Origin of the sequence: Nocardia sp. NPDC056611, assembly GCF_042792755.1 — a bacterium.
Lineage (GTDB): Bacteria > Actinomycetota > Actinomycetes > Mycobacteriales > Mycobacteriaceae > Nocardia.
This window is the reverse complement of the sequence record NZ_JBHTVV010000002.1, coordinates 295,656-320,370: the sequence shown is the minus strand read 5'-3', so window position 1 is coordinate 320,370 and position 24,715 is coordinate 295,656. Positions and strand designations below refer to the sequence as shown.

At 69.7% G+C, this 24,715-nt stretch carries 25 protein-coding genes; 8 read left to right on the top strand and 17 right to left on the bottom strand.

Annotated elements, in window-relative coordinates:
• Positions 1–41 precede the first annotated feature (41 nt).
• The 7 genes from ACFRAQ_RS09925 to ACFRAQ_RS09895 form a co-directional block, all read right to left on the bottom strand.
• Positions 42–614 (bottom strand): hypothetical protein, encoded by a 573-nt coding sequence (locus ACFRAQ_RS09925; RefSeq protein ID WP_379096815.1) that lies wholly within the window; start codon positions 612–614, stop codon positions 42–44.
• The gene (locus ACFRAQ_RS09920) at positions 611–1,117 is read right to left on the bottom strand and encodes a F0F1 ATP synthase subunit B (RefSeq protein WP_357093465.1); all 507 of its coding nucleotides are present in this window, start codon (positions 1,115–1,117) and stop codon (positions 611–613) included. The genes ACFRAQ_RS09925 and ACFRAQ_RS09920 overlap by 4 nt, the downstream gene beginning before the upstream one ends.
• A gap of 8 nt (positions 1,118–1,125) precedes the next feature.
• Positions 1,126–1,383: a F0F1 ATP synthase subunit C gene (locus tag ACFRAQ_RS09915; protein WP_040810042.1), complete on the bottom strand. Its 258-nt coding sequence runs from the start codon at positions 1,381–1,383 to the stop codon at positions 1,126–1,128.
• 68 nt (positions 1,384–1,451) lie between these two features.
• The gene (atpB, locus tag ACFRAQ_RS09910; RefSeq protein ID WP_379096811.1) at positions 1,452–2,216 is read right to left on the bottom strand and encodes a F0F1 ATP synthase subunit A; all 765 of its coding nucleotides are present in this window, start codon (positions 2,214–2,216) and stop codon (positions 1,452–1,454) included.
• Positions 2,213–2,572 carry a hypothetical protein gene (locus ACFRAQ_RS09905; protein ID WP_213561291.1) on the bottom strand — a complete coding sequence of 120 codons (360 nt, stop codon included), beginning with the start codon at positions 2,570–2,572 and terminating at the stop codon, positions 2,213–2,215. The genes atpB and ACFRAQ_RS09905 overlap by 4 nt, the downstream gene beginning before the upstream one ends.
• Before the next feature lie 184 nt (positions 2,573–2,756).
• Positions 2,757–4,388 carry a cation acetate symporter gene (locus ACFRAQ_RS09900; RefSeq protein WP_379096808.1) on the bottom strand — a complete coding sequence of 544 codons (1,632 nt, stop codon included), beginning with the start codon at positions 4,386–4,388 and terminating at the stop codon, positions 2,757–2,759.
• Positions 4,385–4,723: a DUF485 domain-containing protein gene (locus tag ACFRAQ_RS09895; protein WP_357093453.1), complete on the bottom strand. Its 339-nt coding sequence runs from the start codon at positions 4,721–4,723 to the stop codon at positions 4,385–4,387. Before ACFRAQ_RS09895 ends, ACFRAQ_RS09900 begins: the two co-directional genes overlap by 4 nt.
• Positions 4,724–4,957: 234 nt before the next feature.
• Between ACFRAQ_RS09895 and ACFRAQ_RS09890 the strand changes: the two genes are divergently transcribed.
• From ACFRAQ_RS09890 to ACFRAQ_RS09880, 3 genes are all read left to right on the top strand, one after another.
• Positions 4,958–6,475, top strand: coding sequence for a methyltransferase (locus ACFRAQ_RS09890; protein WP_379096804.1), 1,518 nt, complete (start codon positions 4,958–4,960; stop codon positions 6,473–6,475).
• Between the two features lie 439 nt (positions 6,476–6,914).
• On the top strand, positions 6,915–7,883 hold the full coding sequence (locus tag ACFRAQ_RS09885) for a sigma-70 family RNA polymerase sigma factor (protein ID WP_357093448.1): 969 nt from the start codon (positions 6,915–6,917) through the stop codon (positions 7,881–7,883).
• Between the two features lie 223 nt (positions 7,884–8,106).
• Entirely contained in the window at positions 8,107–8,481 is a 375-nt protein-coding gene (locus ACFRAQ_RS09880; protein ID WP_379096800.1) for a hypothetical protein, read from the top strand.
• Position 8,482: 1 nt separating this feature from the next.
• On the opposite strand, the gene ACFRAQ_RS09875 is transcribed toward ACFRAQ_RS09880, so the two are convergent.
• Positions 8,483–9,295 (bottom strand): helix-turn-helix domain-containing protein, encoded by an 813-nt coding sequence (locus ACFRAQ_RS09875; RefSeq protein WP_379096797.1) that lies wholly within the window; start codon positions 9,293–9,295, stop codon positions 8,483–8,485.
• An 86-nt stretch (positions 9,296–9,381) separates the two neighbouring features.
• On the opposite strand from ACFRAQ_RS09875, the gene ACFRAQ_RS09870 reads away from it, so the two are divergent.
• Positions 9,382–10,233: an NAD(P)H-binding protein gene (locus tag ACFRAQ_RS09870; RefSeq protein WP_379096794.1), complete on the top strand. Its 852-nt coding sequence runs from the start codon at positions 9,382–9,384 to the stop codon at positions 10,231–10,233.
• Between the two features lie 7 nt (positions 10,234–10,240).
• On the opposite strand, the gene ACFRAQ_RS09865 is transcribed toward ACFRAQ_RS09870, so the two are convergent.
• The 6 genes from ACFRAQ_RS09865 to ACFRAQ_RS09840 all read right to left on the bottom strand — a co-directional run bounded on the left by ACFRAQ_RS09865 (position 10,241) and on the right by ACFRAQ_RS09840 (position 18,154).
• Complete coding sequence (locus ACFRAQ_RS09865; protein WP_379096790.1) at positions 10,241–10,684, bottom strand: SRPBCC domain-containing protein; 444 nt, start codon at positions 10,682–10,684, stop codon at positions 10,241–10,243.
• Positions 10,681–11,049: an ArsR/SmtB family transcription factor gene (locus ACFRAQ_RS09860; protein WP_379096787.1), complete on the bottom strand. Its 369-nt coding sequence runs from the start codon at positions 11,047–11,049 to the stop codon at positions 10,681–10,683. The genes ACFRAQ_RS09865 and ACFRAQ_RS09860 overlap by 4 nt, the downstream gene beginning before the upstream one ends.
• Positions 11,050–11,094: 45 nt before the next feature.
• On the bottom strand, positions 11,095–11,232 hold the full coding sequence (locus ACFRAQ_RS09855; protein ID WP_379096784.1) for a hypothetical protein: 138 nt from the start codon (positions 11,230–11,232) through the stop codon (positions 11,095–11,097).
• 123 nt (positions 11,233–11,355) lie between these two features.
• Positions 11,356–14,118 carry a phosphoenolpyruvate carboxylase gene (gene ppc / locus ACFRAQ_RS09850; RefSeq protein ID WP_379096781.1) on the bottom strand — a complete coding sequence of 921 codons (2,763 nt, stop codon included), beginning with the start codon at positions 14,116–14,118 and terminating at the stop codon, positions 11,356–11,358.
• Positions 14,119–14,148: 30 nt separating this feature from the next.
• Positions 14,149–16,851 carry a GNAT family N-acetyltransferase gene (locus ACFRAQ_RS09845; protein WP_379100183.1) on the bottom strand — a complete coding sequence of 901 codons (2,703 nt, stop codon included), beginning with the start codon at positions 16,849–16,851 and terminating at the stop codon, positions 14,149–14,151.
• Between the two features lie 46 nt (positions 16,852–16,897).
• Positions 16,898–18,154: an acetoin utilization protein AcuC gene (locus tag ACFRAQ_RS09840; RefSeq protein WP_379096778.1), complete on the bottom strand. Its 1,257-nt coding sequence runs from the start codon at positions 18,152–18,154 to the stop codon at positions 16,898–16,900.
• 213 nt (positions 18,155–18,367) lie between these two features.
• Here ACFRAQ_RS09840 and ACFRAQ_RS09835 point away from each other — a divergent pair, with 213 nt between their 5' ends.
• Positions 18,368–19,054 (top strand): iron dependent repressor, metal binding and dimerization domain protein, encoded by a 687-nt coding sequence (locus tag ACFRAQ_RS09835; RefSeq protein WP_357093423.1) that lies wholly within the window; start codon positions 18,368–18,370, stop codon positions 19,052–19,054.
• Between the two features lie 3 nt (positions 19,055–19,057).
• A complete protein-coding gene (gene galE / locus ACFRAQ_RS09830; protein ID WP_379096774.1) occupies positions 19,058–20,038 on the top strand; it encodes a UDP-glucose 4-epimerase GalE in 981 nt (326 codons plus the stop codon).
• Between the two features lie 34 nt (positions 20,039–20,072).
• Here galE and ACFRAQ_RS09825 read toward each other — a convergent pair whose 3' ends face one another.
• Entirely contained in the window at positions 20,073–21,362 is a 1,290-nt protein-coding gene (locus ACFRAQ_RS09825) for a DUF4192 domain-containing protein (protein ID WP_379096771.1), read from the bottom strand.
• A gap of 326 nt (positions 21,363–21,688) precedes the next feature.
• Complete coding sequence (locus tag ACFRAQ_RS09820) at positions 21,689–22,096, bottom strand: VOC family protein (RefSeq protein ID WP_379096768.1); 408 nt, start codon at positions 22,094–22,096, stop codon at positions 21,689–21,691.
• 94 nt (positions 22,097–22,190) lie between these two features.
• On the opposite strand from ACFRAQ_RS09820, the gene ACFRAQ_RS09815 reads away from it, so the two are divergent.
• Positions 22,191–23,138, top strand: coding sequence for a helix-turn-helix transcriptional regulator (locus ACFRAQ_RS09815; protein ID WP_379096765.1), 948 nt, complete (start codon positions 22,191–22,193; stop codon positions 23,136–23,138).
• A 123-nt stretch (positions 23,139–23,261) separates the two neighbouring features.
• Positions 23,262–23,816 (top strand): hypothetical protein, encoded by a 555-nt coding sequence (locus ACFRAQ_RS09810; protein WP_379096763.1) that lies wholly within the window; start codon positions 23,262–23,264, stop codon positions 23,814–23,816.
• Positions 23,817–23,883: 67 nt separating this feature from the next.
• Here the strand turns inward: ACFRAQ_RS09810 and ACFRAQ_RS09805 are convergent, their stop codons facing one another.
• On the bottom strand, positions 23,884–24,609 hold the full coding sequence (locus ACFRAQ_RS09805) for a sensor domain-containing protein (RefSeq protein WP_379096760.1): 726 nt from the start codon (positions 24,607–24,609) through the stop codon (positions 23,884–23,886).
• Positions 24,610–24,715 lie beyond the last annotated feature (106 nt).

The window sequence follows — 24,715 nt, the reverse complement described above, 5'->3', positions numbered from 1 at the left end:
CAGGGCTCGGGAATCCCCGAGAGCCCCACCGAGGGTTGGTGTTACTTCCGTTCGGTCTGCGGCTGGCGCCGCGCCTCACCGGAATTGGCCAGTGCCTCCAGATCTTCGAGGAATCTCTCGATACTGTCGGCGCGGGACTGCGGTGATCCGATCTGCTCGCGCACCTTCTCCTCGGTGAGCGCGAGCATGGCGGCCGCCAGATCCTGTTCCAGGTCCCGGATCATCTGCCTGCGGTACTGCAGGATCTGATCGCGGCCCTGCTTGCGGACCCGCTCCACCTCCGCCGCGGCGGCCTCGCGCATCTGGAGAATGATGCGGTCGGCGTCGGCGCGGGCCTCCTCGCGCATACGCTCGAGTTCGGCCTGGGCCTCGGCGACGGCATTGTCGTAGGCGGCTTTGGCGGTGGCCAGCCGATCGGCCGCCGCCTCGCTCTCCTCGAGTTGCCTGCGGATCTGGTCCTGAGCGTTGTTCATGATCTTCTTCACCGGTGGCACAACGTATTTCATGATGAACCACACGATGACGGCGAAGCCGAACAGCTGACTGAGGAAGACGGGCCAATCGAAGGTGATGTGGTAAATACCCTCGGCGAGATGGGTATCGGTGAGGATCATGCAGACCCCCGTCCTCTCTGCTGGCCCGCACTGGTCCGGGCACGATCGTTCCCGCCCAGGACCCGGCCGGCCAGGTCCTGAGCGAGTGGTTCGACGGCTTCGCGTAGTTCGGCGGCGACCTGGTCGGCCTCGGCGCGCAGGTGCGCCGTGGACTCGGCCACGATCTGGTCGGCCTCTTTCTGGGCCTCGCCGCGCATTCCCTCGAGGATTGCCCGCCCCTCGGCCCGGGCCTGGTTGCGGATGTCGGCCGCTTCCAGTCGGGCCTTCTCGAGGGCTGCCTCGTAGCGCGCTTCGGCTTCGGCGAAGGTTTCGCTGGCTTCCTTGGCGGTCGCCGTCGTGACCTCGACACGTGCCTCCCGTTCCGCCAGCACCTTTCGGATCGGCGGAACCACGAAGAACCAGATGACTGCGAGCACGATCAGGAAGATCAATAACTCGGCGACGAAGGTGCCGTTGGGAACCAGAAAGTTCCCCGCGGCCTCCACATCCGTTCTGGGAGACATGATGACTTCTACTTACCGGGAGTAGCGAATACGAACAGTGCCATGAACGCTAGATTGATGAAGTAGGCCGCTTCGACCAGACCGACGGTCAGGAAGAAGTTCACGCGCAAGCGGCCTTCCGCCTCCGGCTGCCGGGTGACGCCGTTGATCAACGCCGCGCCGGCCAGACCGTCACCGATGCCCGCACCGATGGCACCGCCCGCCAGAATGATGCCGCCGCCGATGAGGGCGCCTTGAACGATACTCGCGGTTGCTGGGTCTGCCATTGTTCACTTCCTTGGTTTGAAAAATAGATGCAACCCAAATGGGCGCAACGCCGAACGGCCGAAGCCGCTCAGTGGTTTTCACTCTCCAGCGACATCGACTGGCTGAAGTACAGAATGGTCAGCAGGGCGAAGATGAACGCCTGAATCGCCCCGACGAACAGGTCGAAGAGTTTCCATACGGCATTCGGCCCCCAGCTGATCCAGAACGGGAACAACGTGATCACCGAAACCATGACGCCGCCCGCAAACATGTTGCCGAAAAGTCGCAAGGAGAGCGACAGCGGCTTGGCGATTTCCTCGACCACATTGATGAAAACCATGGGACCCCAGCCGGTGTGGCCCTTGAGCAACTGTTTCGCGTGCCCGCCCGCCCCGCGCCGCCACGCGCCCGCGGCGTGATAGAGCAGGAACACGAACAGCGCGAGCGCCAGCGTGAAGTTGAAGTCGGACGCCGGCGGCGCGATCAATTCGCCCGAACCGTACTGAACGGGCAGGACCGACAACCAGTTCGACAGCAGGATGAACGTGAACAGCGTGACCGCCAGCGGCAGCACGAACGGCGCGACCGTCATCCCGATGGCGGTCTCCACCTGGGAGCGCATCTGGACCGTGATGGTCTCGAAGAACAGCTGCACCCCGTTGGGCACGCCCGAGGTGATCTTCGCCCGCAGATAGAAGGCCAGGCCCAGCACGATCAGCGCGGCCACCGCGGTGGAGACGATGGTGTCGACATTGAAGGTCATGCCCAGCAGGTGCGCCTGGGCGTGATCGCCGACGTGGATCTTGGCCTCACCCGAGGGTTCCTCGGCGGCCAGTATGGCGTAGATGCTCATGACTGCTGTCGAAGCCCTTTCACCTCGGGCAGAGCCGTATGGAGAACCAGAATCAGCTGAAAGACCGCCAGCCCGAAGAAGATTCCGACGCCGTAGGGACGGGTCAGGAATGCCACCAGAATCGACAGCCCGGTCAGAATGATCAATCGAGACGCCGAGGACAGCGCCAATTTCTGTTTGCTAGGAGTTTCCGCATCAGTGATGCGCACGATGGACATCCACGTGAGCCGGGCATTAACCCAGCCGAGCGTCAGACCGGTAGCCATGAAAACACCCAGCAACAATCGATCCAACGCACCAGTGACCATCAATGCCAGTACGCCGAAAGCGATCGCAATTGCAGTCGCTCTCCGCATCCGGAGCCTGTTGAGGTCCAATACGACACCGCCTCGCCGTCATCCCACCTCGTAGTGGGGCCGTGCATGATCAATAGCATACACAGCCCAACCTCGTTGCGGGGCAGTATTTTTGATCTTCAAATTGTTGATCTTGAAATTCTGAAACGCTTTTCAGCGAACTTTCCGCCAATTAATTCGGACATCAGTGTTGTACAGCCTTTTCCGCTCCGATGCCGGTCAGCGACCGCACCTGCATCTCGGCGTACTTGCCGTCGTCGTGCTCCTTGGACAGCACGGTTCCCAGCCAGCCCAGAGCGAACGAAACCGGGATGGACACCAGGCCCGGGTTGGCGAGCGGGAACCAGTGGAAGTCATGGGATTTGATCATGGCGGTGGGCGCTCCGGAGACCGCCGGGGAGAACACGATCAGCACGATGGTGACGGCCAGTCCGCCGTAGATGCTCCACAGCGCGCCGGCGGTATTGAAGCGCCGCCAGAACAATGAATACAAAATGGTCGGTAGGTTTGCTGAGGCGGCCACCGCGAACGCCAGCGCCACCAGGAACGCCACATTCTGATTCTTCGCCAGAATTCCGCCCACGATCGCCAGCGCGCCGATCACCACCGCGGTGATCCGCGCGACCCGCACCTCGCCGTCCTTGCCCTCCCCCAGATCCGTGCCCTCACCACGGCCACGCCTGAGCACATTGGCGTACACGTCGTGCGCGAACGACGCCGACGCGGTGATGGTCAGCCCCGCGACCACCGCCAGAATCGTCGCGAACGCCACGGCCGCAACGAATCCCAGCAGCACCGGCCCGCCCAGCTCCAACGCCAGCAGCGGCGCGGCGGCATTCTCCTTGCCCGGCGCCTTGGCGATCTTCTCCGGCCCCACCAGCGCGCCCGCGCCGTAGCCGAGCACCAGGGTGAACAGATAGAAGACGCCGATCAGCCCGATCGCCCACACCACCGAACGGCGCGCCTCCTTGGCCGTCGGCACCGTGTAGAACCGCATCAGCACGTGCGGCAGCCCGGCGGTGCCCAGCACCAGAGCCAGTGCGAGCGAGAGGAAGTCGAGCTTGCTGGTACCGGTCTTGCCGTACTTCGCGCCCGGCTCGAGCAGCTTCGCGCCGGTCTTGCCACCGTGGTTCACCGCGTCCTGCAACAGGCTGGAGAAGTTGAAGTCGTAGCGGCCCAGCACCCACACGGTCATGGCGGCGGCCGCGCCGATGAGCAGCACCGCCTTCACGATCTGCACCCAGGTGGTGCCCTTCATCCCGCCGACGAGCACGTAGACGATCATGATCGCGCCGACCACGGCGATCACGAGATTCTGTCCCGCCGAGCCGGATACACCCAGCAGCAGCGAGATCAGCACACCCGCGCCCGCCATCTGCGCGAGCAGATAGAACAGACTCACCGCCAGCGTCGAGGTGGCCGCCGCGGCTCGCACCGGCCGCTGCCGCATCCGGAAGGCCAGCACGTCGCCGAGCGTGAATTTGCCTGTGTTGCGCAGCAACTCGGCCACCAGGAGCAACGCCACCAGCCAGGCCACCAGGAATCCGATGGAGTAGAGGAACCCGTCGTAGCCGTACAGCGCGATGGCCCCGGCGATGCCGAGGAAGCTGGCGGCCGACAGGTAGTCGCCGGAGATGGCGATGCCGTTCTGCGGGCCCGAGAAGGCACGGCCGGCCGCGTAATAGTCGGCGGCCGTGCGGTTGTCGCGGCTGGCCCACACCACGATGCCCAGGGTGATGGCCACGAAGATCGCGAAGATGGTGATGTTGAGGCCGGGACGGCTGCCCTCGACGGCGGCGGCCAGATAGGTGGTCATCGGGTCGGCCCTTCCAGTTCGGCGCGGATCCCCTCGGCGATCGGGTCGAGGGTGCGGTCGGCGTAGCGGACGTAGAGGCCGGTGATGACGAAGGTCGAGACGAACTGCAGCAGGCCGAAGATCAGGCCGACGGTGATGTTGCCGCCCACCTTGTGGGACATGAAGCCGTGCGCGTAGTCGGCGAGCAGCACGTACAGCGCGTACCAGGCCAGGAACAGGGCGGTCATGGGGAAGACGAAGCGGCGGAAGCGCCGCCGCAGGCTCTGGAACTCGGGGCTGTCGAAGACCTGGGGCCAGTCGGGATCCGGTCCGCCGGTCTGGGTTTCAGTTGTCAACTGCGATACCTCCTGGTGATGCCGGTCACAGTAGCAACGAAAGTGGTTGTAACAAGGTCGAATAACCGCAGGTGAGATCATGAATTCATCGGCAAGTGAGCCGGGATTCGGCGGGAACGGTGGCCAGCAACCAACCGGTTTCCTTGGGTCCGGGCGACCCGGTGGCCCGGCTCGAACGCCCGCAACCGGGCCCACTGCCGGATGCCCACGGGTAGCGGTGGCAGAGTTCCGTACATGCCGACGAACCAGACGACCACATCGTCACTGCTCGCCGACCTCGCGCCCGATCTCCGCGCGGCGCTGACCCGCGTCCGCTACAACGCGGACACCCTGCTCGAGGCGCTGGGCGACGCGGCCCACGCCGCCCTCGGCCGCGGCGAACCCGTCCCGGTCCGCCGGGCGGCCGCCGACCTCGGCGAGCTGGGCACCCTGGTGCGGCTGCTGCTGCTCGGCGATCCGGTCCCCGAACGCGAAGCGGCAGCGGCCCTTTCGCCGGTCGACCTGGACCGCGCCGTCGCCGCCGGGCTGATCGAGCGCGACGGCGGCGAGATCCGCGCCGCCTTGGACCTGCGTCCCCTCGACCTCGGCCACGGCACCCGCTGGGTGCTGTCGGACCTCGACGACTCCATGCGGCGCCGGGCCCTCGACGCCGACCACGTGCTCGGTGTGGGCCAGGCCTCACTCTCGTTGCTGCGCGCCACCCCGACCGCCGCCACCGGCACGGTGCTCGACCTCGGCACCGGCTGCGGCGTCCAGGCCGTGCACGCCGCCTCCTACGGCCGCCGCGTCACCGGCACCGACGTGAACAAGCGGGCCATCTGGCTGGCCGAGGCCACCGCCGCGCTCAACGACCTCGATATCGAGCTGCTGGAAGGCTCCTGGTTCGAGCCCGTCGCGGGCCGCCGCTTCGACCGGGTGGTGGCCAATCCCCCGTTCGTGGTGGGCCCGGCCCGGGTCGAGCACACCTACCGCGACTCCGGCCTGGCTCTCGACGGCGCCAGCGAACTCGTCATCTCCGGCATCCCGGAGCTGCTCAACCCCGGCGGCACCGCGGCGCTGCTGGCGTCCTGGGTCCACCACGAAGGCCAGGACTGGCGCAGCCGGGTCGCGAGCTGGCTGCCCGACCAGGGCATCGACGCCTGGATCGTGCAGCGCGATATCGCCGACCCCGCCCTCTACGTCGGAACCTGGCTGCGCGATGCCGGATTGGACCCGCGCGAGCCCGCCGCCCAGGCCCGCGCCGAACGCTGGCTCGACGCCTTCCGGGAATCCGAGGTGGAGGGCATCGGCTTCGGCTTCGTCTATCTCCGCGCCATCGACGGCCCCACCGAGCTGCTCGCCGAGGACCTCACCCACGGCTTCGACGACCCGCTCGGACCCGAGGCGCTGGCCTACTTCGAGCGCTCGGCCTGGCTGCGCGCCGCGGCCGCCGACCCTCACCTGATCCTCGACTCCCGATACCGGGTCGATCCGGCCGCCGCGCTCGAACGCGTCTATCTCCCCGGCGACGAGGGCTGGGCGCAGGCCGTGGCCCGGCTGCACCGCGGCGACGGGCCGCGCTGGCAGCACGAGGTCGACGACACCACGGCCGCCCTGCTGGCCGGCATGCGGCCCGACGGGCTCCCGCTGCGCGAACTGGTCGACCTGCTGGCCTTCAGCGAGACCGGGGACGCCGCGACGCCCGACTTCGAGAGCGCTGCCATGACCGTGGTCGCCGGACTGGTCCGGCACGGGCTCGTGCATCCGAACTGAGCCCCCTCGATCCACCCCGCGACGGCCGCCGGACTCCCCGGCGGCCGTCGGCGTTTCCGCAGGAAACCCGCGCTGACCGGCGGTGAGGTCGGTCACGATCGAATGTCGCGCGGATACCGATCCGGTCGGGCCGAGGAATGCGCTCGAACCCCGTTTCGTTCTATCGCGTACTCGCTTCACGACGCCCCCGGCAAGGGCCGTTCACACGTATTCGATTGCGGCATTGCGAAGTTCGGGTTCCGGCGGCGGCAACCACCCGGTCACCGAGGGCCCGTCCGCCGGCTGCCCGGGTTCCCGGCGATCCGCGCTTCTCAGGAACTTCTCAGCCGTGCACCGTAAAAACCGCAGCTCAGGTGCGGTTTACACCGGCTCCGGCGGGGAACTTTCCTGAAGTCGGGCCCGTTGTACGGAGCGAGACACCACCGACAGGAGGCAAGTCATGACAAGCCCCGCCACCACTGACGTGCGCACCAGCGAACAAGACCTCGACGCCGCAAGCCCCGCCGCCGACCTGGTACGTGTGTACCTGAACGGGATCGGCAAGACGGCGCTGCTCACGGCGGCCGACGAGGTCGAGCTGGCCAAGCGCATCGAGGCGGGCCTCTACGCTCAGCACCTGCTGGAGACGAGCAAGCGCTTGTCCGCCGCGAAGAAGAAGGATCTGGCGATCCTGGTTCGCGAAGGTCAGGCCGCCCGCCAGCACCTGCTGGAAGCCAACCTCCGCCTCGTGGTCTCGCTGGCCAAGCGCTACACCGGTCGTGGCATGCCGCTGCTGGACCTCATCCAGGAAGGCAACCTGGGTCTGATCCGCGCGATGGAGAAGTTCGACTACACCAAGGGCTTCAAGTTCTCGACCTACGCGACCTGGTGGATCCGGCAGGCCATCACCCGGGGTATGGCGGATCAGTCCCGCACCATCCGCCTCCCCGTCCACCTGGTCGAACAGGTGAACAAGCTGGCGCGCATCAAGCGTGAGCTGCACCAGCAGCTGGGCCGCGAGGCGACCGACGCGGAACTCTCGCGCGAATCCGGCATTCCGGTCGACAAGATCGCCGATCTGCTCGACCACAGCCGCGACCCGGTATCGCTGGACATGCCGGTCGGCAATGACGAAGAGGCTCCGCTGGGCGACTTCATCGAGGACTCCGAGGCCACCTCCGCCGAGAGCGCGGTCATCGCCGGGCTGCTGCACCGCGACGTGCGCGTCGTGCTCGCCACCCTGGACGAGCGCGAACAGCAGGTCATCCGGCTGCGCTACGGCCTCGACGACGGCCAGCCGCGCACCCTCGACCAGATCGGCAAGCTCTTCGGGCTCTCCCGCGAGCGGGTCCGCCAGATCGAGCGCGAGGTCATGTCCAAGCTCCGCAAGGGCGAGCGCGCCGACCGCCTGCGCGCCTACGCCAGCTAGTCCCGCGGTTCCGACCTCGTGGAGCCGGTCCCCCTGCCCGGCTCCACACCGGTCATCGGGCCATCTCGAGGCGCTGGCCCGATTTCGCCGGCCGATTCGCTCCCCCGTACGTCCCCCTCCGGGCGAGCCGAGTCGGCCGGCGTTTCCGTGTCCGGACCCCGTCGACACGCGGGACGAGTGGGATTGCGGGGCACCGGCTCTCGGGGATGGGAATCTGTCGCCCGTGACCGATTCGCTGACGATGATTGCCATCGACACCCTGTCGCAGCAGGTGAACACCTATGCGAGCCAGATCGCCGGTGAGCCGCTCCCGCCGGTGAGCTGGATGTGGGACTGCCGCGCCCGGCTGGACCCCACCGGCGCGGAGGCCGAGTTCTGCGGCATCGTCCACCCGGATCTACCCGCCGCCGAATCGAATATCCAGCTGGTCACCTGGGCGCGTGCGCTCGCCCTCACCGACGCCACCGAGCTGCGCGACGCCGCCGCGGGCCGCCGCGTCTTCACCGGCAGCCTCGGCAACTCCCGCATCCGGCTCACCGCCGTCATCGAAACACTGTGGCCCGCGGGCGACACCCAGCCGTTGATCACCCTGCCCTGAATTAGCGCCGGGTCAGCGCCTGGCACGGCGTCGGGGCCGGGACGTCGCCGCGGAAGTAGGCGGTCGGCGCGACGCCCATGAGCGAGCGGAAATCCGCGCTCAGGTGGGACTGGTCGTAGTAGCCCGAGGAGTGGGCCAGATCCGACCACGGGGTATTGCCGCCCGCCGCCAGCACCTGACGCAGCCGGGTGATGCGCGCGTAGTGCTTGGGCGACACGCCGATTCCGGCGGTGAACAGGTTGCGGAGCTGGCGTTCGGAGACCGCCAGCCCGGTCGCGAGCTCGCCGACCGGTGCGGTGGTATCCATGGCGGTCACCGCCGAATTCAGGAGTCGGCGGTGGTCGCGGCGCACCGGATCCTCGGTGACCCGGTGCGGGAGTTCGGCTTCCAGGAAGGCCGTCACCTCGTCCGGGTCGAGCTCCAGCAGCACGTCGGCCAGCTCGGCCGCCGGGCCGGGCAGCGCCGACAGCAGGGTGACCCGATCGGTCAGCTCGGCCGCCGGGACGCCGAGCAGCGGCTGGGCGGCGCCGGGGGCCAGTCGGATGCGGGTGCAGCCCGCCGGCCGCTCCGGGTGGGCGTAGGTGGCGCGGGTGCGCGGGCCCAGCACCCAGGCGTCGCGGCGGCCGGATGCCTCGCGGCGCAACACGATCGAGGTGGCGGCCAGGGGCAGGTGGCTGAAGGCGACCGGTCCGGGATCGGTGGTCGGGATGTGGGCGATCTCGGCGATCCAGGGGCGCAGACCGGCGGGCGGCGTCGTGCGGTGCTCGAGGTCCTCGGCGGACACGACGGAGGCCAGAGTTTGCGCGGTGGTCACCGAATCCACTCTAGGCAGCATCGGCCGATCCGGCTGTGCCGGTTTTTCCTATCTCGCGAGCCGGGCCCGGCGGCAGGGTGATGGACATGATCGTTATCACCGGTGCCACGGGCACCATCGGCAGTGAAGTCGTCCGGTTGTTGGCCGAGCGGGACGTGAAAGTCCGTGCGGTGACCCGGAATCCGGAGCAGGCGCGGGTTCCGGCAGGAGTCGAGGTGGTGCGCGGCGACTACGCCGACACCGACTCCATGGCCGCCGCCTTCGCCGGCGCGGAGGCGGCGTTCCTGGTCGGGCTGCTGGGCCCCGACTACGTGGAACTGGATCGGGCGCTGGTCGCGGCGGCGCGCGCGGCCGGGGTGCGCCGCCTGGTGAAGCTGTCCGCGATCGGCACCGGGGATCCGGAGCTGGGGCGCGTCGGCACCTGGCATCTGCCCGGCGAGCAGGCGGTGCGCGAGAGCGGGGTGGACTGGACCATCCTGCGGCCCAGCAGTTTCGCCTCCAATACCCGTAGCTGGGTCGCGCCGATCCAGACCGGTCAGCCGGTCCCGAACATGACCGGCGCCGGCGCGCAGGGCGTGGTCGATCCGCGCGATGTCGCGGCGGTGGCGGCCGAAGTCCTGCTTTCCGACGACCATGCGGGACGGATCTACACCCTCACCGGTCCCGCGGCGCTGACCACCCATGATCAGGCCGCCGTGCTGGCGGCGGCGCTCGACCGTGCTATCGAGGTCACCGACATTCCCCTGGATGTGGCCCGCGGATTCATGCTCGAATCGGGCATGTCCGAGGAATACGCGGACGGCGCCCTGGCCGGTCAGGCCTTCGTCCGCGACGGCGGGAACGCGATCGTCACCGGCGATGTCGAGCAGGTTCTCGGCCACGCGCCCCGCACCTACGCCGACTGGGTGCGCGACCACCGCACCGAATTCGGGGGCTGAGCCAGGGTCAGCCGGCTGTCAGGACCGAGCCGAGCCGGTCGTGCATGCCCCGCCAGCCACCGCCCATGATGCTGCGGGCGCGCTGCATGACCGGATCCTCGGGGTCGAAGCCGCTGTGGCTGAACAGGACTCGGGTGCCATGCCCCTCGGGACGCAGGGTCCAGCTGATCACCCAGCCCGTCTCCTGCTCGGCCTTGGCGTCGTTCCAGGTGAGAGTGAGCAGTTCCGGCTCGACGACCGCGAGCACCCGGCCGCGGATCTCGCCGGAGAAGTTCTGGCCGGGCATGGGCTGGGTGGTCATCTCGAAGACCGTGCCCACCACCGGCTCGAACCCGACCGGCCGCATCATCCACTGCCCCATGAGTTCCGGGGTGGTGAGCGCCCGCCACACCTTGGCGGGCGGGTGCGGATAGAACTGGTCGAGTTCGATTCTGGTGGTGTCGCCGGTCATCGTCGGTCCTTCTCGTCGGGATCGTGGGGATCGTCGGGCATGGCGTCGAGCACCGCGCCCAGGTCACGCAGCCTGGCCCGCCAGAACCGTTCGAACGGATCGAGCCAGGACTGCACGTCGTGCAAGGGGTCCGGTTCCACGCGGTAGAACCGTTGCCGCCCACGCTTGTCCTCGGCCACCAGGCCCGCGTCCCGCAGCACCTTCAGGTGCTCCGACACGCTGGGCCGGGCCATGTCGAAACGCTCGGCGATCACCTGCACCGACTGCTCACCCTCGAGCAGCAGCTCGAGGATGTCGCGCCGGGTCGGATTGGCCAGCGCGCCGAACACACGATCGGCGTCTCCGGATTTCAAGCGGTAGGGCACCCGACCACAATAGGTAGGAAATTACCTACGCGTCAAACCCCACCATCAGCCCTCAGCGGTGAGGGTCACGGCGACTTCCGACGCCGACGCGGTCGATGTCGCCAGCCCGGCCAAGGCGCCGGTCGCCATCAAAACCACTGCGCCTCTGCCGATTCCGCGGGCGATCGCATTGCCTGCGCCCATGCGCTACTCCTGTTCGTGAACCCCGTACGCGAGGTTCACGAACAGTAGCGTTCGCAGAGTGTGGAATTCAGACATTCCACCCACCGGGCCGCCCCAGGTTTCCGGGGCAGGGCCCTGGATCGATTAGCCGGAGTTGCGCAGGGCGGTGGCGAGACCGTTCATGGTGAGCAGGATGCCGCGCTCCACGAGTTCGGAGGTGTCCCCCGCACGGCGGCGGCGGAGTAGCTCCACCTGGAGTTGGTTGAGCGGTTCCAGGTACGGGAAGCGATTGTGGATGGACTCGGCCAGGGCCGGGTTGTCGGCGAGCAGTTCGTCGGCGCCGGTGATGGCGGCGTGCATCCGTGCGGTGCGGGCGAACTCGTCGCAGATCATGCGGAAGACGGTGTCGCGCAAGGCTTCATCGGGCACCAGGTCCGCGTAGCGGGCGGCGATGTCCATGTCCGCCTTGGCCATCACCTGAGCCAGGTTCGACATGACCGTGTTGAAGAACGGCCAGCGGCGGTACAGGTCCGACAGGGTGGCCAGGCGCTCGGGGTCGTCGCCGATCCACTGCTCGAACGCGGTCCCGGTGCCATACCAGCCGGGCAGCATGACCCGCGACTGACTCCAGGCCATGACCCACGGGATGGCGCGCAGGTCGTAGACGGAGTCGGTGGGTTTACGCGAGGCGGGTCGGCTGCCCAGGTTCAGGTCCGCGACCTCGGCCACCGGGGTGGAGGCCCGGAAGTACTCGACGAAGCCCGGGGTCTCGTGCACCAGCTTCGAGTACGCGATGCGCGCGGATTCGGCCAGCTCGTCGAGGATTTCGTAGGCGGGCTCGGCCTCCGCGCCCAGCCCCTCCACATCCAGCAGGGTGGATTCCAGCGTGCCCGCGACCAGCGCCTCCAGATTGCGATACGCGGTCCCGGAATCGGCGTACTTGGTGGAGATGACCTCGCCCTGCTCGGTCAGCCGCAGGGCGCCGCGCACCGCCCCGGCCGGCTGGGCCAGGATGGCGTCGTAGCTGCGGCCGCCGCCGCGGCCGACGGTGCCGCCGCGACCGTGGAAGAGCCGCAACCGGATTCCGGTCTTGCGGGCCACGTCCACCAGGTTCTGCTCGGCGCGGTACAGCGCCCAGTTGGCGGCCAGGTACCCGCCGTCCTTGTTGGAGTCGGAGTAGCCGAGCATGACCTCCTGCTGCATGCCGCGCGCGAACACCAGGCGGTGATAGGCGGGCACTTCCAGCGCGGCCGAGAGGATGTCGGCGCCGTGGCGCAGGTCATCGATCGTCTCGAACAGCGGCACCACGCCGACCGGGCTGGAGGGCGCGGTGTCCGCATCGCCCGGATCGAGAATGCCCGCCTCCTTCAGCAGCAGCGCGGCCTCGAGCATGTCGCTGACCGAGGTGCACATGCTGATGATGTAGTTGGGCACGGTGTCGGGGCCCAGGTCGTCGAGCGCGTTCCTGGCGGCGCGCACCACCGCGAGCTCCTTGGCGGCCAGGTCGCTCAGCCGCGCGGCGGGCCCGACCAGCGGTCGGCGCGTGGTCAATTCGGCCGACAGCAGCGCTACCCGCTGGTCCTCGTCGAGCGAGGCGTAGTCGGGATGCACTCCGGCCCAGGCGAACAGCTCCGCCACCACCTGCTCGTGGGTCTCGGAGTTCTGGCGCATGTCCAGGCCCTGGAGGTGAAACCCGAAGGTTTCCACAGCCGATCGCACCGAGGCCAGCTGATCATCGGCCAGCAGTCCGTCCCCGGACGCCCGCATGGACGCGTCGACGATGTCCAGATCGGCCAGCAACTCCCCCGGCCCGTCGTAGGGCAGCGCCCCGGCATCGACGCCGTCCGCGGGGAGCTCGCCCAGCGCCCGGATCGCGGTGGCGCTCAGCCGGGCCCGGATCGCGCGCACGGCCCGGCGATACGGCTCGTCGGCCCGCTGCGGCGACTCGTCGAATCCGGCGTCGGCCAGCGCCGCCAGAGCCGGTGTCACCGGCACCAGCCGCGCCGACTGCGACAGCGTCTTCTCCAGCTCGACCAGCGCGCTCAGGTACCGCTCGAACGCGACCGTGCCCGCGCGGTGGGTGGCGCGGTGCACCACGTCGGCGGTCACATTGGGGTTGCCGTCGCGGTCGCCGCCGATCCACGAGCCGGGCCGCAGGATCGGCCGGGCCAGCAGGTCGTGCCCCGGCCAGCGTGACCGCAACGCGGCCCGCACCTGGTCGTTGATGCGCGGGATGACGTCGAACAGCGTCAGGTCGTAGTACCGCAGCCCCACGTCGATCTCGTCCTGGATCCGCAAGCGCGCCAATCGGATCAGCGCCGCCCGCCACAGTTGCAGCACCTGGCGGCGGATGTCGATCTCGAGCTCGGCGAACTCGGGCTCGTACCTGTTGTAGCGCTGCCGCTGCCGCATCAGGTCGGTGATCTTGCCCTGCACGTCGAAGATGGTGCGCCGCCGCGTCTCGGTCGGATGCGCGGTGATGACCGGTGACACCAGCGCGTCCGACAGCAGGTCGGCGACCACCGCCCCGTCGGGCCCGGAGGCGTCGAGCTTCTGGTAGGTGGCGGCCAGGCTGGAATCCTGCGGCGGCTCCCCGGCCGCGACGTGCACCGCGCGCCGGCGATCGCGCTGCAGGTCCTCGGCCAGATTGGCCAGCAGCAGGAAGTGACTGAACGCGCGGATCACCGGGATGGCGGTGCGGATGTCGACATCGCGCAGCATGTCCGCGACCGCGCTGCGCTCCACCTCCGAGCGGCGAATCCGGAACGCCTCCACCCGGACCCGTTCGATCAGGTCGAAGATCTCCGGGCCCTCATGGTCGCGAATGGTGTCCCCGAGAATGCCGCCGAGGAACCGGATATCGTCGCGCAGCGGCGCTGTCGCTGTCTCGATCTGATTCGCCTGCACTACGTTCACCTCTCCGAGTTCGGCTACTGCTCAACCCATCCGGCGCGGCCCGATGTCGAACCGGTTGGGTTCCGGCCCGATTCGCACCCGCGCGTACAGCACCGCCGCGCCCTCGGGCGAGGCCAGCACCGGTTCGCACTGCAACTCTCGCACCTCCGGCAGGTCGTCGCAGAGCGCCGAGATCCGTTGCGCCAGTTCGGCCAGCGCGCCCTTGTCGACCGGCTTGCCGAGATCGCGCCCGCCGACGGTGCCCGACAGCAGCGGGGCCGCCCGCGGCGCGTCGATGAGATCGGCCGACTCCGCCTCGGTCAGCGGCAACGCCCGGTACACCCGGTCGCCGAGCAGGTCGATGATGGTGCCCGACAGGCCGAAACTGATGACCGAACCGAACGACGGGTCGTCCTGCACCCGGAAGGTGCAGCCCACGCCCTTGGTGGCCATGCGCTGAATGTGCACCGGGTTGCCGGAGATCTCGGCCAGGTCGGTGAAGGCCCGCCGGACGGCGTCGGGCCGCCACAGGTCCAGGCGCACGCCGGTGAGATCGGGCCGGTTGCGCCAGATCTCGCCGGTGGCCTTGGCCGCCACCGGGAACCCCAGTTCGTCGGCGGCGGCCACCGCGGCGTCGGCGTCACGGACCTCCCGGAACTCGACCACGTCGATCCCGTAGCAGCCCAGCAGGTCCGCGGCCTGCAGGTCGGTGAGCCACGCGGTGGTGTCGTCGGACATCCACCGCGCCACCAGTTCCCGTGCCCGCGCGGTGTCGGCGCCGCCGGGCCGGGCGATCGGCGACAGCGGCCGGGTACGCCACTCGGCGTAGCGCCGCGCCCGCCCCAGCGCGCGGGCGGCCCGCTCCGGATCGCCGTAGGAGGGAATGGAGCCGCGTTCGAGGATGCCGCCCAGGCCACGGGTGGCGAGCAGGTTCGGCATGCCCTGATCGGCGACGAAGGTGGTGAGCACCGGGGTCGCCGGATCCGATTGCGCGCCCGCGCGAATCGCCTCGGCGAAGGAGGCCACGGCGGCGGGCACCGGCGGCGAGTAGATGACGATCACCGCGTCCACCGCCGGATCGCTGGTCGCGGCGGCCACCGCGGTCAGGTAGTCCGCCGGACCGGCCTGCGGCCCGAGGTCGGTGGGCTCGTCCACGGTCAGGCCCTCACCGCGCGCCGCGTCGACGGCCAGCCAGCTCAACGCGGCGCTGTTGCCGATCACCGCCAGCCGAGGACCGGCCGGCAGCGGCTGATAGGCCAGCAGCATGGCGCAGTCGAACAGCTCGGTGATGGAATCGACCTGGATGATCCCGGCCTGCGCGAACAGGTTGCGCACCAGCGAGCGATCCAGATCCTGATCCCCGTCCACCCGCGCCGCGTTGCGGCCGCTGTTCACGGCCACAATGGGTTTGGTGTGCGCCACCCGGCGCGCGATGCGGGAGAACTTGCGCGGATTGCCGAAGGTCTCCAGGTAGAGCAGCACCACATCGGTGTCCGGGTCGCTGTCCCAGTACTGCAGCAGGTCGTTGCCGGAGACGTCGGCGCGGTTGCCGGCGGAGACGAAGGTCGACAGGCCCAGCTGCCGGGCCGCGGCCTCGCCCAGGATGGCCGCGCCGAGGGGGCCCGACTGGCAGAAGAATCCGATCCGGCCGCGCCCGGGCAGCACCGGAGCGAGGGTGGCGTTCAACGCGATCGCCGGATCGGTGTTGGCGATGCCGAGCGCGCTCGGCCCCACCACCCGCATGCCGTGCGCCCGCGCGGCGTCGACCAGATCGCGTTCGGCCTGATAGCCGTGCGGACCGGTCTCGGAGAATCCGGCGGTCAGCACCACCAGGCCCTTGACGCCCTTGGCCATGCAATCGTCGAGCACCGACCCGATCTCGGTGGCGGGCACCGCGATCACGGCCAGATCGACCTCGTCGGGGATGTCGCGCACGGTCGGATACGCGCGGACACCGCGCACCGCGGTGCGGTTCCGGTTCACCGGGAACACCGGCCCCTGGTATGCCCCCGAGAGCAGGTTGGCCAGCACCGCGCCACCCACCCGGCTGGTCGACGGGGTGGCTCCGATCACCGCGATGGACTTGGGCGACAACAGGTTCCCGACGCTGCGCGCCTCCGAGGCCCGCTCGCGTGAATCGCGCACCGACAGCAGCGCTTCGGTGGGGTCGATGGCGAATTCCAGGTGCAGCACCGACCCGTCGCGGCTGCGCTGCACCTGATAACCGGCGTCGCGGAACACCTGCACCATTGCGTTGTTCTCGGCGAGCACCTCGGCCACGAAGGTCTCGATGTCGTTCTCCGCGGCCGCGCCCGCCAGGTGTTCGAGCAGGATCGAGCCCAGCCCGCGGCCCTGATGCTCGTCGGCGACCACGAACGCCACCTCGGCCGCGCGCGGTCCCGGGCGGTCGGCCAGGTACTCGTAGCGGCCCACCGCGATGATCTCGTCGCCGAGTTCGGTCACCAGCCCGACCCGGTCGCGGTAGTCCACGTGCGTGGTCCGGTACAGGTCCTTGGGCGTCATCCGCGGGTACGGTCCGAAGTAGCGCAGGTAGCGGGTGCGGTCGGAGAGCGCGGTGTGGAAGCGCTCCAGCGCCTCGGCGTCGTCGGGGGTGATGGGCCGCAGCCCGACCACGCCGCCGTCGGAGGCCAGCACGTCGGCGAACCAATGCTCCGGCGGCGGAGGCGGATTCACCGGGGTGCCGGGGGTGTCCGGCGGCAGCGGCGGAGCCGGCGCCGGGGGCACGCTGCCGTTGCCGGACACCGCGGCCGGGTCGGCGGAGTGGGAGGGGTCAGTCACGGGGATCCTCCGGATCCAGGCCGAGCAGGCCGAAACTCGCCCGGCGCGTTGCCAATACGGATGTGTCGAGGGCCCGGCGGGCGCGGTCCACGCGCTCGTCGCCGGTGTCGCGGCCGCCGCCGGGGCCGTCCCAGCGCGCGAACGAGGTGTCGGCCCCGTCGCCCATGGTCTCGGGCACCGCCACCATGGGCGCGTATCGGCCGACCAGCTCACGCCATTCGGGCGGCGTGGCGGTCGTGGGGTCGATGGTGCGATCCAAGGCGGTGGCCAAGAGGTGGGTCCAGGCCCGCGGCACCACCCGGATCAGGCCGTACCCGCCGCCGCCCACCGCCAGCCAGCGGCCCTCGGCGTACCGGTCGGCGAGCTCACGCATGGCCAGGAAGGCGGCGCGCTGACCGTCGATGCTGAGTTCCAAGTCGGCCAGGGGATCCTCGCGGTGGGTGTCGACACCGCACTGGCTGATCACGATCTGCGGCCGGAACGCCGCCAGCGCGCCCGGCACCACGGCGTGGAACCCGCGCAGCCACAGCGAATCCCGGGTGCCGGGCATGATCGGCAGATTGATGGCGGTGCCCTCGGCCGCGCCCGCGCCGGTCTCCTCCGGCCAGCCGGTATTGGGCCACAGGGTCGCCGGGTGCTGGTGGATGGACACCGTCAGCACCCGCGGGTCACCGTAGAACACCCGCTGCACCCCGTCGCCGTGGTGCACGTCCACATCGAGATAGGCGATGCGGTCGAAACCGTTGTCGAGCAACCACGAAATCGCCACCGCTACATCGTTGTACACACAGAACCCCGCTGCCGAGGCCGGCATGGCGTGATGCATACCACCACCGATGCTCACCGCCCGGCGGGTGTGCCCGGCCGCGATCGCCTGCGCGGCGGCCAGCGTGCCGCCCACGATCACCGACGCCGCCTCGTGCATGTGCGGGAAGACCGGGTTGTCGGCCGAGCCGAGTCCGTAGGGCGGGGCGGTGGGCGCCGAGCCCAGCGGTTGCCGCGCGTGCTTGACGGCCTCGATGTAGTCGTGGGTGTGCACGCGCAGCAACTCCGATTCACCCGCGGCGTCCGGTGTGAGTTGCTCCACGCCGTCGAGCAGGCCCAATCCGTCGGCCAGCGCCATGGTGAACTGCAGGCGCACCGGGCGCATGGGGTGCTCGGGGGTCCAGGTGTAGTCGAGGAATCGATCGGTCCATACGACCGTTCCATCCACTGCGAGGTTCGGTTCACCACCAGCTCGGCCAGGCATACCTGCCACGCTAATGCGTCGCGCCGGTTCGTAGGCTTGGCACACCGCGGTGCCCGCCGGGCTGTCGTACCGGGATGGCAGGCTGCCACCGAGCAAACCTGCTGGGAACACGCTGCCCGTCCTGGCTGTTGACCGTGCGTTCGCGAAATAAGCTGTCGCCCGGTGCAGCCGCCGTGCATGGGTAGAATTCGTGCCGACGAAGGGGTTTAACAGGTGAAGGATCTGGTCGACACCACGGAGATGTACCTCCGTACCATCTACGACCTCGAGGAGGAGGGCGTCACGCCGCTGCGTGCGCGCATCGCCGAACGCCTCGAGCAGAGCGGCCCGACGGTGAGCCAGACGGTCGCGCGGATGGAGCGCGACGGTCTGCTGAACGTCGCCGGTGATCGCCACCTCGAACTGACCGAGAAGGGCCGCGCCATGGCGGTCGCCGTGATGCGCAAGCACCGGCTGGCCGAGCGTCTGCTGGTCGACATCATCGGTCTCGAGTGGGAGAACGTGCACGCCGAGGCCTGCCGCTGGGAGCACGTGATGAGCGAGGAGGTCGAGCGCCGTCTGGTCGAGGTGCTCAACCACCCCACTACCTCCCCCTACGGCAATCCGATTCCGGGCCTGGACGAACTGGGCATCGATCCCGCCGCCGGGTCCGAGGAGAAGCTGGTCCGGCTCAGCGACCTGCCCGCCGGGCAGGCCCAGGCCGTGGTGGTGCGCCGGCTGTCCGAGCACATCCAGACCGACCCGGAGACCATCAACCAGCTCCGCCAGGCCGGTGTGGTGCCCGACGCCCGCGTCACCGTGGAGAACAAGCCGGGCGCGGTGGTCATCTCGGTGCCCGGGCACGAGGGATTCGAACTGTCCGACGAGATGGCGCACGCCGTCCAGGTGAAGTTGGTCTGATCCGTGAAGCTTCTGGTAACTGGCGGCGCCGGCTACGTGGGTGGCGTGTGCGCGCAGGTTCTGCTCGAGGACGGCCACGAGGTCGTGGTCGTCGATGATCTGTCCACCGGCAACGCCGACGGCGTCCCGGCCGGGGTCAAGTTCGTCGAGGGCGATATCGCCACCGTCGGCACCGAACTGATCGCCGCCGAATCCTTCGACGGGGTGCTGCATTTCGCGGCCCAGTCGCTGGTCGGCGAATCGGTGGTGGCGCCGGAGAAGTACTGGCACGGCAATGTGGTCAAGACCCTGGCCCTGCTCGAGGCCATGCGGGCGGCGGGCACGCCGAAGCTGGTGTTCTCCTCCACCGCAGCGGTGTACGGCGAGCCGGAGCAGGTGCCGATCGTCGAGGACGCCCCCAAGGCGCCGACGAATCCCTACGGCGCGTCGAAGCTGTCCATCGACTACGCGATCACCTCGTACGCGGCCGCGCACGGCCTGGCCGCGACCAGCCTGCGCTACTTCAACGTGGCCGGCGCCTACGCCGGGCTCGGCGAGAACCGTGTGGTGGAAACCCATCTCATCCCCCTCGTATTGCAGACCGCGCTGGGTCATCGTGAGTCGATCTCGGTGTTCGGCACCGACTACCCGACGCCGGACGGCACCGCGGTGCGCGATTACATCCACATCCGCGATCTGGCGCAGGCGCATCTGAAGGCGCTCGAGCAGTCGCAGCCGGGTGCGCATCGCATCTTCAATCTGGGCAGCGGCACCGGTTTCTCGGTGCGCGAGGTCATCTCGGCCTGCGCGCGGGTGACCGGGCTGCCGATCAACGCGGTCGACGCTCCACGGCGCGCGGGTGACCCGGCCGTGCTGATCGCCTCCAGCGCCAAGGCCATCGCCGAACTCGGTTGGACGCCCGAGCACACCGATCTCGACGAGATCGTCTCCGACGCCTGGGAATTCCTGCGCTCTCTCGGCGACCGCGCGCACAGCGCCCGCTGAGCCCTTCCGGACCGGTCCGGGGTCCGCGGTGTGATCACCGCGGCTCCGGCCCGAGGCGCACACCCAGATCGGCGGCGGTCTCACGACCGGAGTCCGTGAGCCGCCGCAACCGCTCCGGCGGCATGCCGGTCTGCAAGCCCAGTTCCAGCAGGCTCGCCATACGGTGCTGCGGATCCGCGGTCAGCGCGGCGTCCAGCGCCACGCCGGCCAAGGGGCCGTCGCCCCGCGTGTACGCGCAATAGCCCAGCAGCGCTGCCGCTTCGGCGCGATCCGGATCGGGCAGCGCGCGGGTCAGCTGGGTCCACAGCGCTTCCGCGCCGTCGGCGTGCGGGCCCGGGGCCAACCCGAACATGATGTCGCGCAGCGCCGGATCCCGGAGCGCCACGGCCAGATCCGCCAGCTCGACCGGGGTGAGCCGGAGCCCGGCCTCGACCCGTTCGAGATAGCCCAGCGCCCGGCACAATTCGAGCCGCAGTCGCACCCGCGGATCGCCGTGCTGCACCAGCCGGGCCGGCCGCCGGGCCGCGGCGGCGGCCGCGATCTCGAGGGCGGCGGCGGTCGCGTCCCGCGCCACGGGGTCGATCGCGAGCAGGTCGGTCAACTCCCGGCGGGAGCCGCGCAGCGGGCGGCCGTCGAGGACGTGGCGCAGGGTCACCATGGAGGTCGCCGGATCGTGCTGGAGCCCGCGCGACCACGGTCCCGACAGCGTCCACCAGGGCAGTTCCGGCCCGATGGCCTGCACGGCCCACGCTCCGGCCAGCGGCACCGCGTCCGCGTCGAGCCGATGTTCGAGGGCGGCGACGAGGTCACCGTATTTACGTGCCCGCACCCCCGCATGCCGCCCGGTGGGTTCGGTCGCGCGGTCGTCGATCACGAGGGCCAGCGCCGCGACGGCCCGGTGCCGCACACAGATTCCGGCGACCCGCTCGACCAGCAGTCCGGTCGCGGATCGGCCCCGATTGTCGAGATCCATGCGGGTCACCACCTCGACCGCCGCGGCCTCCGGCGACTCCGGGTCCGCCCTCAGCACGGTCACCACCAAGGACCGCGCGGGCATGAAGCCGAGCATCGCGGGGACGGCCGCGATCAGGTCACCGGGCTCGCGCAGCCGCGGCCCGCACTCCCCCGGATCCTCGAACGGCGGGTCGGTCGCGGTATCCGGGCGATCGGACAGCCCCGATGCGGGGCGCGGCGTGAACTCGGCGAGCGGAGCCGGTTCGACGGGCAGGGTGGGCTCGACGGGCGGCGTGGGCTCGACGGGCGGGGTGGGCTCGACGGGCGGGGTGGGCTCGACGGGCGGCATGGGCTCGATGGGTGCGTTCATGCCGTCGAGCGTGCGCCCGGCCGCCACCCGCCCCCGATCGCCGACCTCGGGTTTCGCTGGGGCTGTGGATGATTCATCGCCCCGATCGCGCGTCGTGGAGTACTCGGCGTGGCCCGGGAGCCGCAGCGCGGACTGTGTCGGTGCCCGTTGGTATCGTCCGCCGGCCCGCGCGGCCGCCGGCCCGGGCACCCGCGCCGAGCCCTCGGCACGCAAACCTGAAATGCAATCATTTCATTTTGCCCGCCCGGCCAGGTTTCCGCTGCTAGTGTCCGCCTGGCACTGCCCCGCGGCAGCGCCGGAAGGAGACCGTGTGCAACGAAAGACGCCTAGGCGGGCCGGGACTCGGCCAGGATCGCCAGGTAGTGCGGATTGGACATGATCCCCAGGACATTGCCGAACGGGTCCACCACCGAGGCCGTCACGAAACCGGTGCCCTCACCGCGCTCGATGATCGGCTCGTGCTCGGTCGCCCCCATGCCGAGCAGCCGCCGGAAGGTGGCGGCGACATCGTCGACATGCCAGTTCACGATCTGACCACCCGGGACATCCGGGTGCGAGGGCGCGAACTTGCCCGCGATGATGCCCAATTCGGCCTGGTAATCACCGATGCGGAACTCGTAGTACCCGCCCGGCACGGCGAAATACGGCTGCACGCCGAGCAGTTCGCTGTACCAGTCCTTGGCCGCCTCGAGATCGTCGGCGAAGTAGTTGACGGTGGCCATTCCACGCAGCATGGCGGTTCTCCTCGGTCGGTTCAGCTGGTTACCACACCATCGTCGCGCGCAAAGTGCTCACCAAATGAGCACTTTTCCGGGCAGACTTCCAGCCATGCGCGCGGATCGATTGGTGGCGACCCTGCTGTTCATGCAGACCCGGGGCCGGGTGACCGCGGCCGAGGTGGCGGCCGAGCTCGAGGTGTCGGTGGCGACCGCGCGCCGGGACCTGGAAGCCCTGTCGACGGCCGGTGTCCCGGTCTACCCGCAGCCCGGACGCGGCGGCGGCTGGGCACTGGTCGGCGGCGCGCGCACGGACCTGAGCGGCCTCACCGGCCCCGAGGCCCAGGCGTTGTTCCTCCTGCTGGGCCCGGTCGCCACGGCGAGCCCGGCCACCAAGTCCGCACTGCGGAAGCTGTTGCGCGCCTTGCCGCCCACCTTCCGCGACACCGCGGAGGCGGCGGCGGGCGCGATCGTGGTGGACCCGGCCCGCTGGGGCGAACCCGACGACCGGCCACCGGCCCTGGTGGACGAGCTGCAGCGGGCAGTGGTGCGCCGCAGCCGGATCCGGCTGCGCTACGACCGCGCCGGACAGCGGACCGAGCGGCTGGTCGATCCGTGGGGCCTGGTCGACAAGGACGGCATCTGGTACCTGGTCGCCGGAACCGAGCACGGGCAGCGGACCTTCCGCGTGGACCGGATCGCGAGCGCCGAGCCGACCGGCGAGATCGCCTCCCGGCCGGAGGATTTCGACCTGTCGACAGCCTGGTCGGAGGTGGTCGAGGAGGTCGAACGGCAGCGTTCCTCACTCGCGGCGACGGTCCTGATCACCGCCGAGCTGGCCCCGGTGCTGCGCAAACAGCAAGGGCGGCACTGCGTTCTGGGCGGCCCCACCGGCGACGGGCGGGTCCGGGCCACGGTCACCGCGCCGACGGCGCTCATGATCGCCCAGCAGTTGGCCGGCTGGGGCGCGGCCGTGGAGGTGGTGGAGCCGGAATCGGTGCGTGCGGAACTGGCGCGCTTGGGCGCGGAGCTCGTCACCCGCTACCGTACCGGCGAGTAACCGCTTCCCTGTTATGCGAAAATCGAATGATGTTGCAGCACTGGCGATTTCGTGAACTTTCACAGTCCGCCACTGTTACAGTCCGCCCGGCGCGACCCCTTCAACGCGCCGAAAGGATTCTCCGTGAGTAAACAGCTCTACCCAGATCTGCGACGGCCCGCCGCGGGTGCGACGGCGGCCGTCGCGCTCGCCGTGGTGGCCGGTTCCATGCTCGCCGCCCCGGCGGGCGCCGCCATCTCGGACGTCAATGTCGCGGGCCTCACCAGCGACAAGCCGTGCAGTGTCGCCGACGGTTGCGTCATCCAGGCCTCGCTGACCGGCGCCGACCAGCTGACCCCGGTCGACTTCCTGGTCAACGGCGCGGTCATCGGCACCCTCACCCCCGTCTCCTACGGCGCCGGCGCGGCCGCGAACCTGGCCTGGCACCCGACCAATGACGGCACCTATACCGTGGGCGTCCGCCAGGGGCTGAGCACCTCGCAGACCGTCTACATCGTCGGCAAGGGCGGAACCTGCCCGCCGATCTCCTCGCTGATCCCGGGCTCGTCGGGTGGTTCGGCGGGCACCGGTTCGGGCGGCAGCGGCTCGGCCTCCGGCTCCGGCGACAGCGGCTCGGGCACCGGCTCGGGCGGCAGCGGTTCCAACTCGGGTTCGAACCAGCCGCTTCCCGCCTGCTGATGGGGTCCGGGAGCCGAGCAGGCAGGGTCGGCTCCCTTTCCCGCGGCTTCCCGGGCCCCCGGGACGCTCAGCCCTTGCGCACCTTGCGGACGGCCGCGGTGAACAGGGTGTCGAGCGCCTCGGTATCGGAGGTGGACCCGGAAGTCATGTACGTCACAGCGACCCGCACCTCGCCGACCTGACCGATCAGCGTCTGCATGCTGCGGGTGAGGCCATCGCGGTTCTCCGGGCCGCCCGGCCGATTCTCCGGTCCGACCGTCCGGCGCAGGGCGAGCGAATCGTCGGCGATGACCGGCGGCGGCGGATCGAGCTGCGTGGTCACCACCGACGTCACCCCGGTATGCCCGACCTTCACGGTCCCGCACTGCCGCAACTGATCCCGCAGGGTCGACAGCGGCTTGCCCGGGCGGGTCAGCACCACCGTGAGCGTCGCCTGGCCGTGGTCGTCGGTCCCGACCGACACGGCCGGACCGGTCTTCGGCGCGACCGGCACGCACGTACTCGGATCCACCTGCGCCCCCGGCAGATACCCCTCGAGGTCGTACGCGGCCTGGGCGGCGGTCTCCGGCGACAGCACGACCGCGGTATAGCGCGACGGGAATTTCGAGGGATCGGGCAGCATCGCGGTGAGCGTCTGGTCGACGGTGGCGACCGGCGCCGGATTGCGCACGGCGGTCGGATGCCCGGTGACCGTGGTCGCGCAGGCCGCCAGCACCGTGCCCAGCGTGACGATCCCCACCATCCGCGCGGTCCTGCGGGTGCTGCGTACGGGGGGTGCGGAGGGCTCGGTCACTCGGCCCACTATGCCGAAAATCGGCTGTTCACACCGAATGCCACGCCGCGCGCCGGGACGGCGGGAATGCGGGTCCGGGGTCGGCGTGTTGCACAGCGGGTGCGGG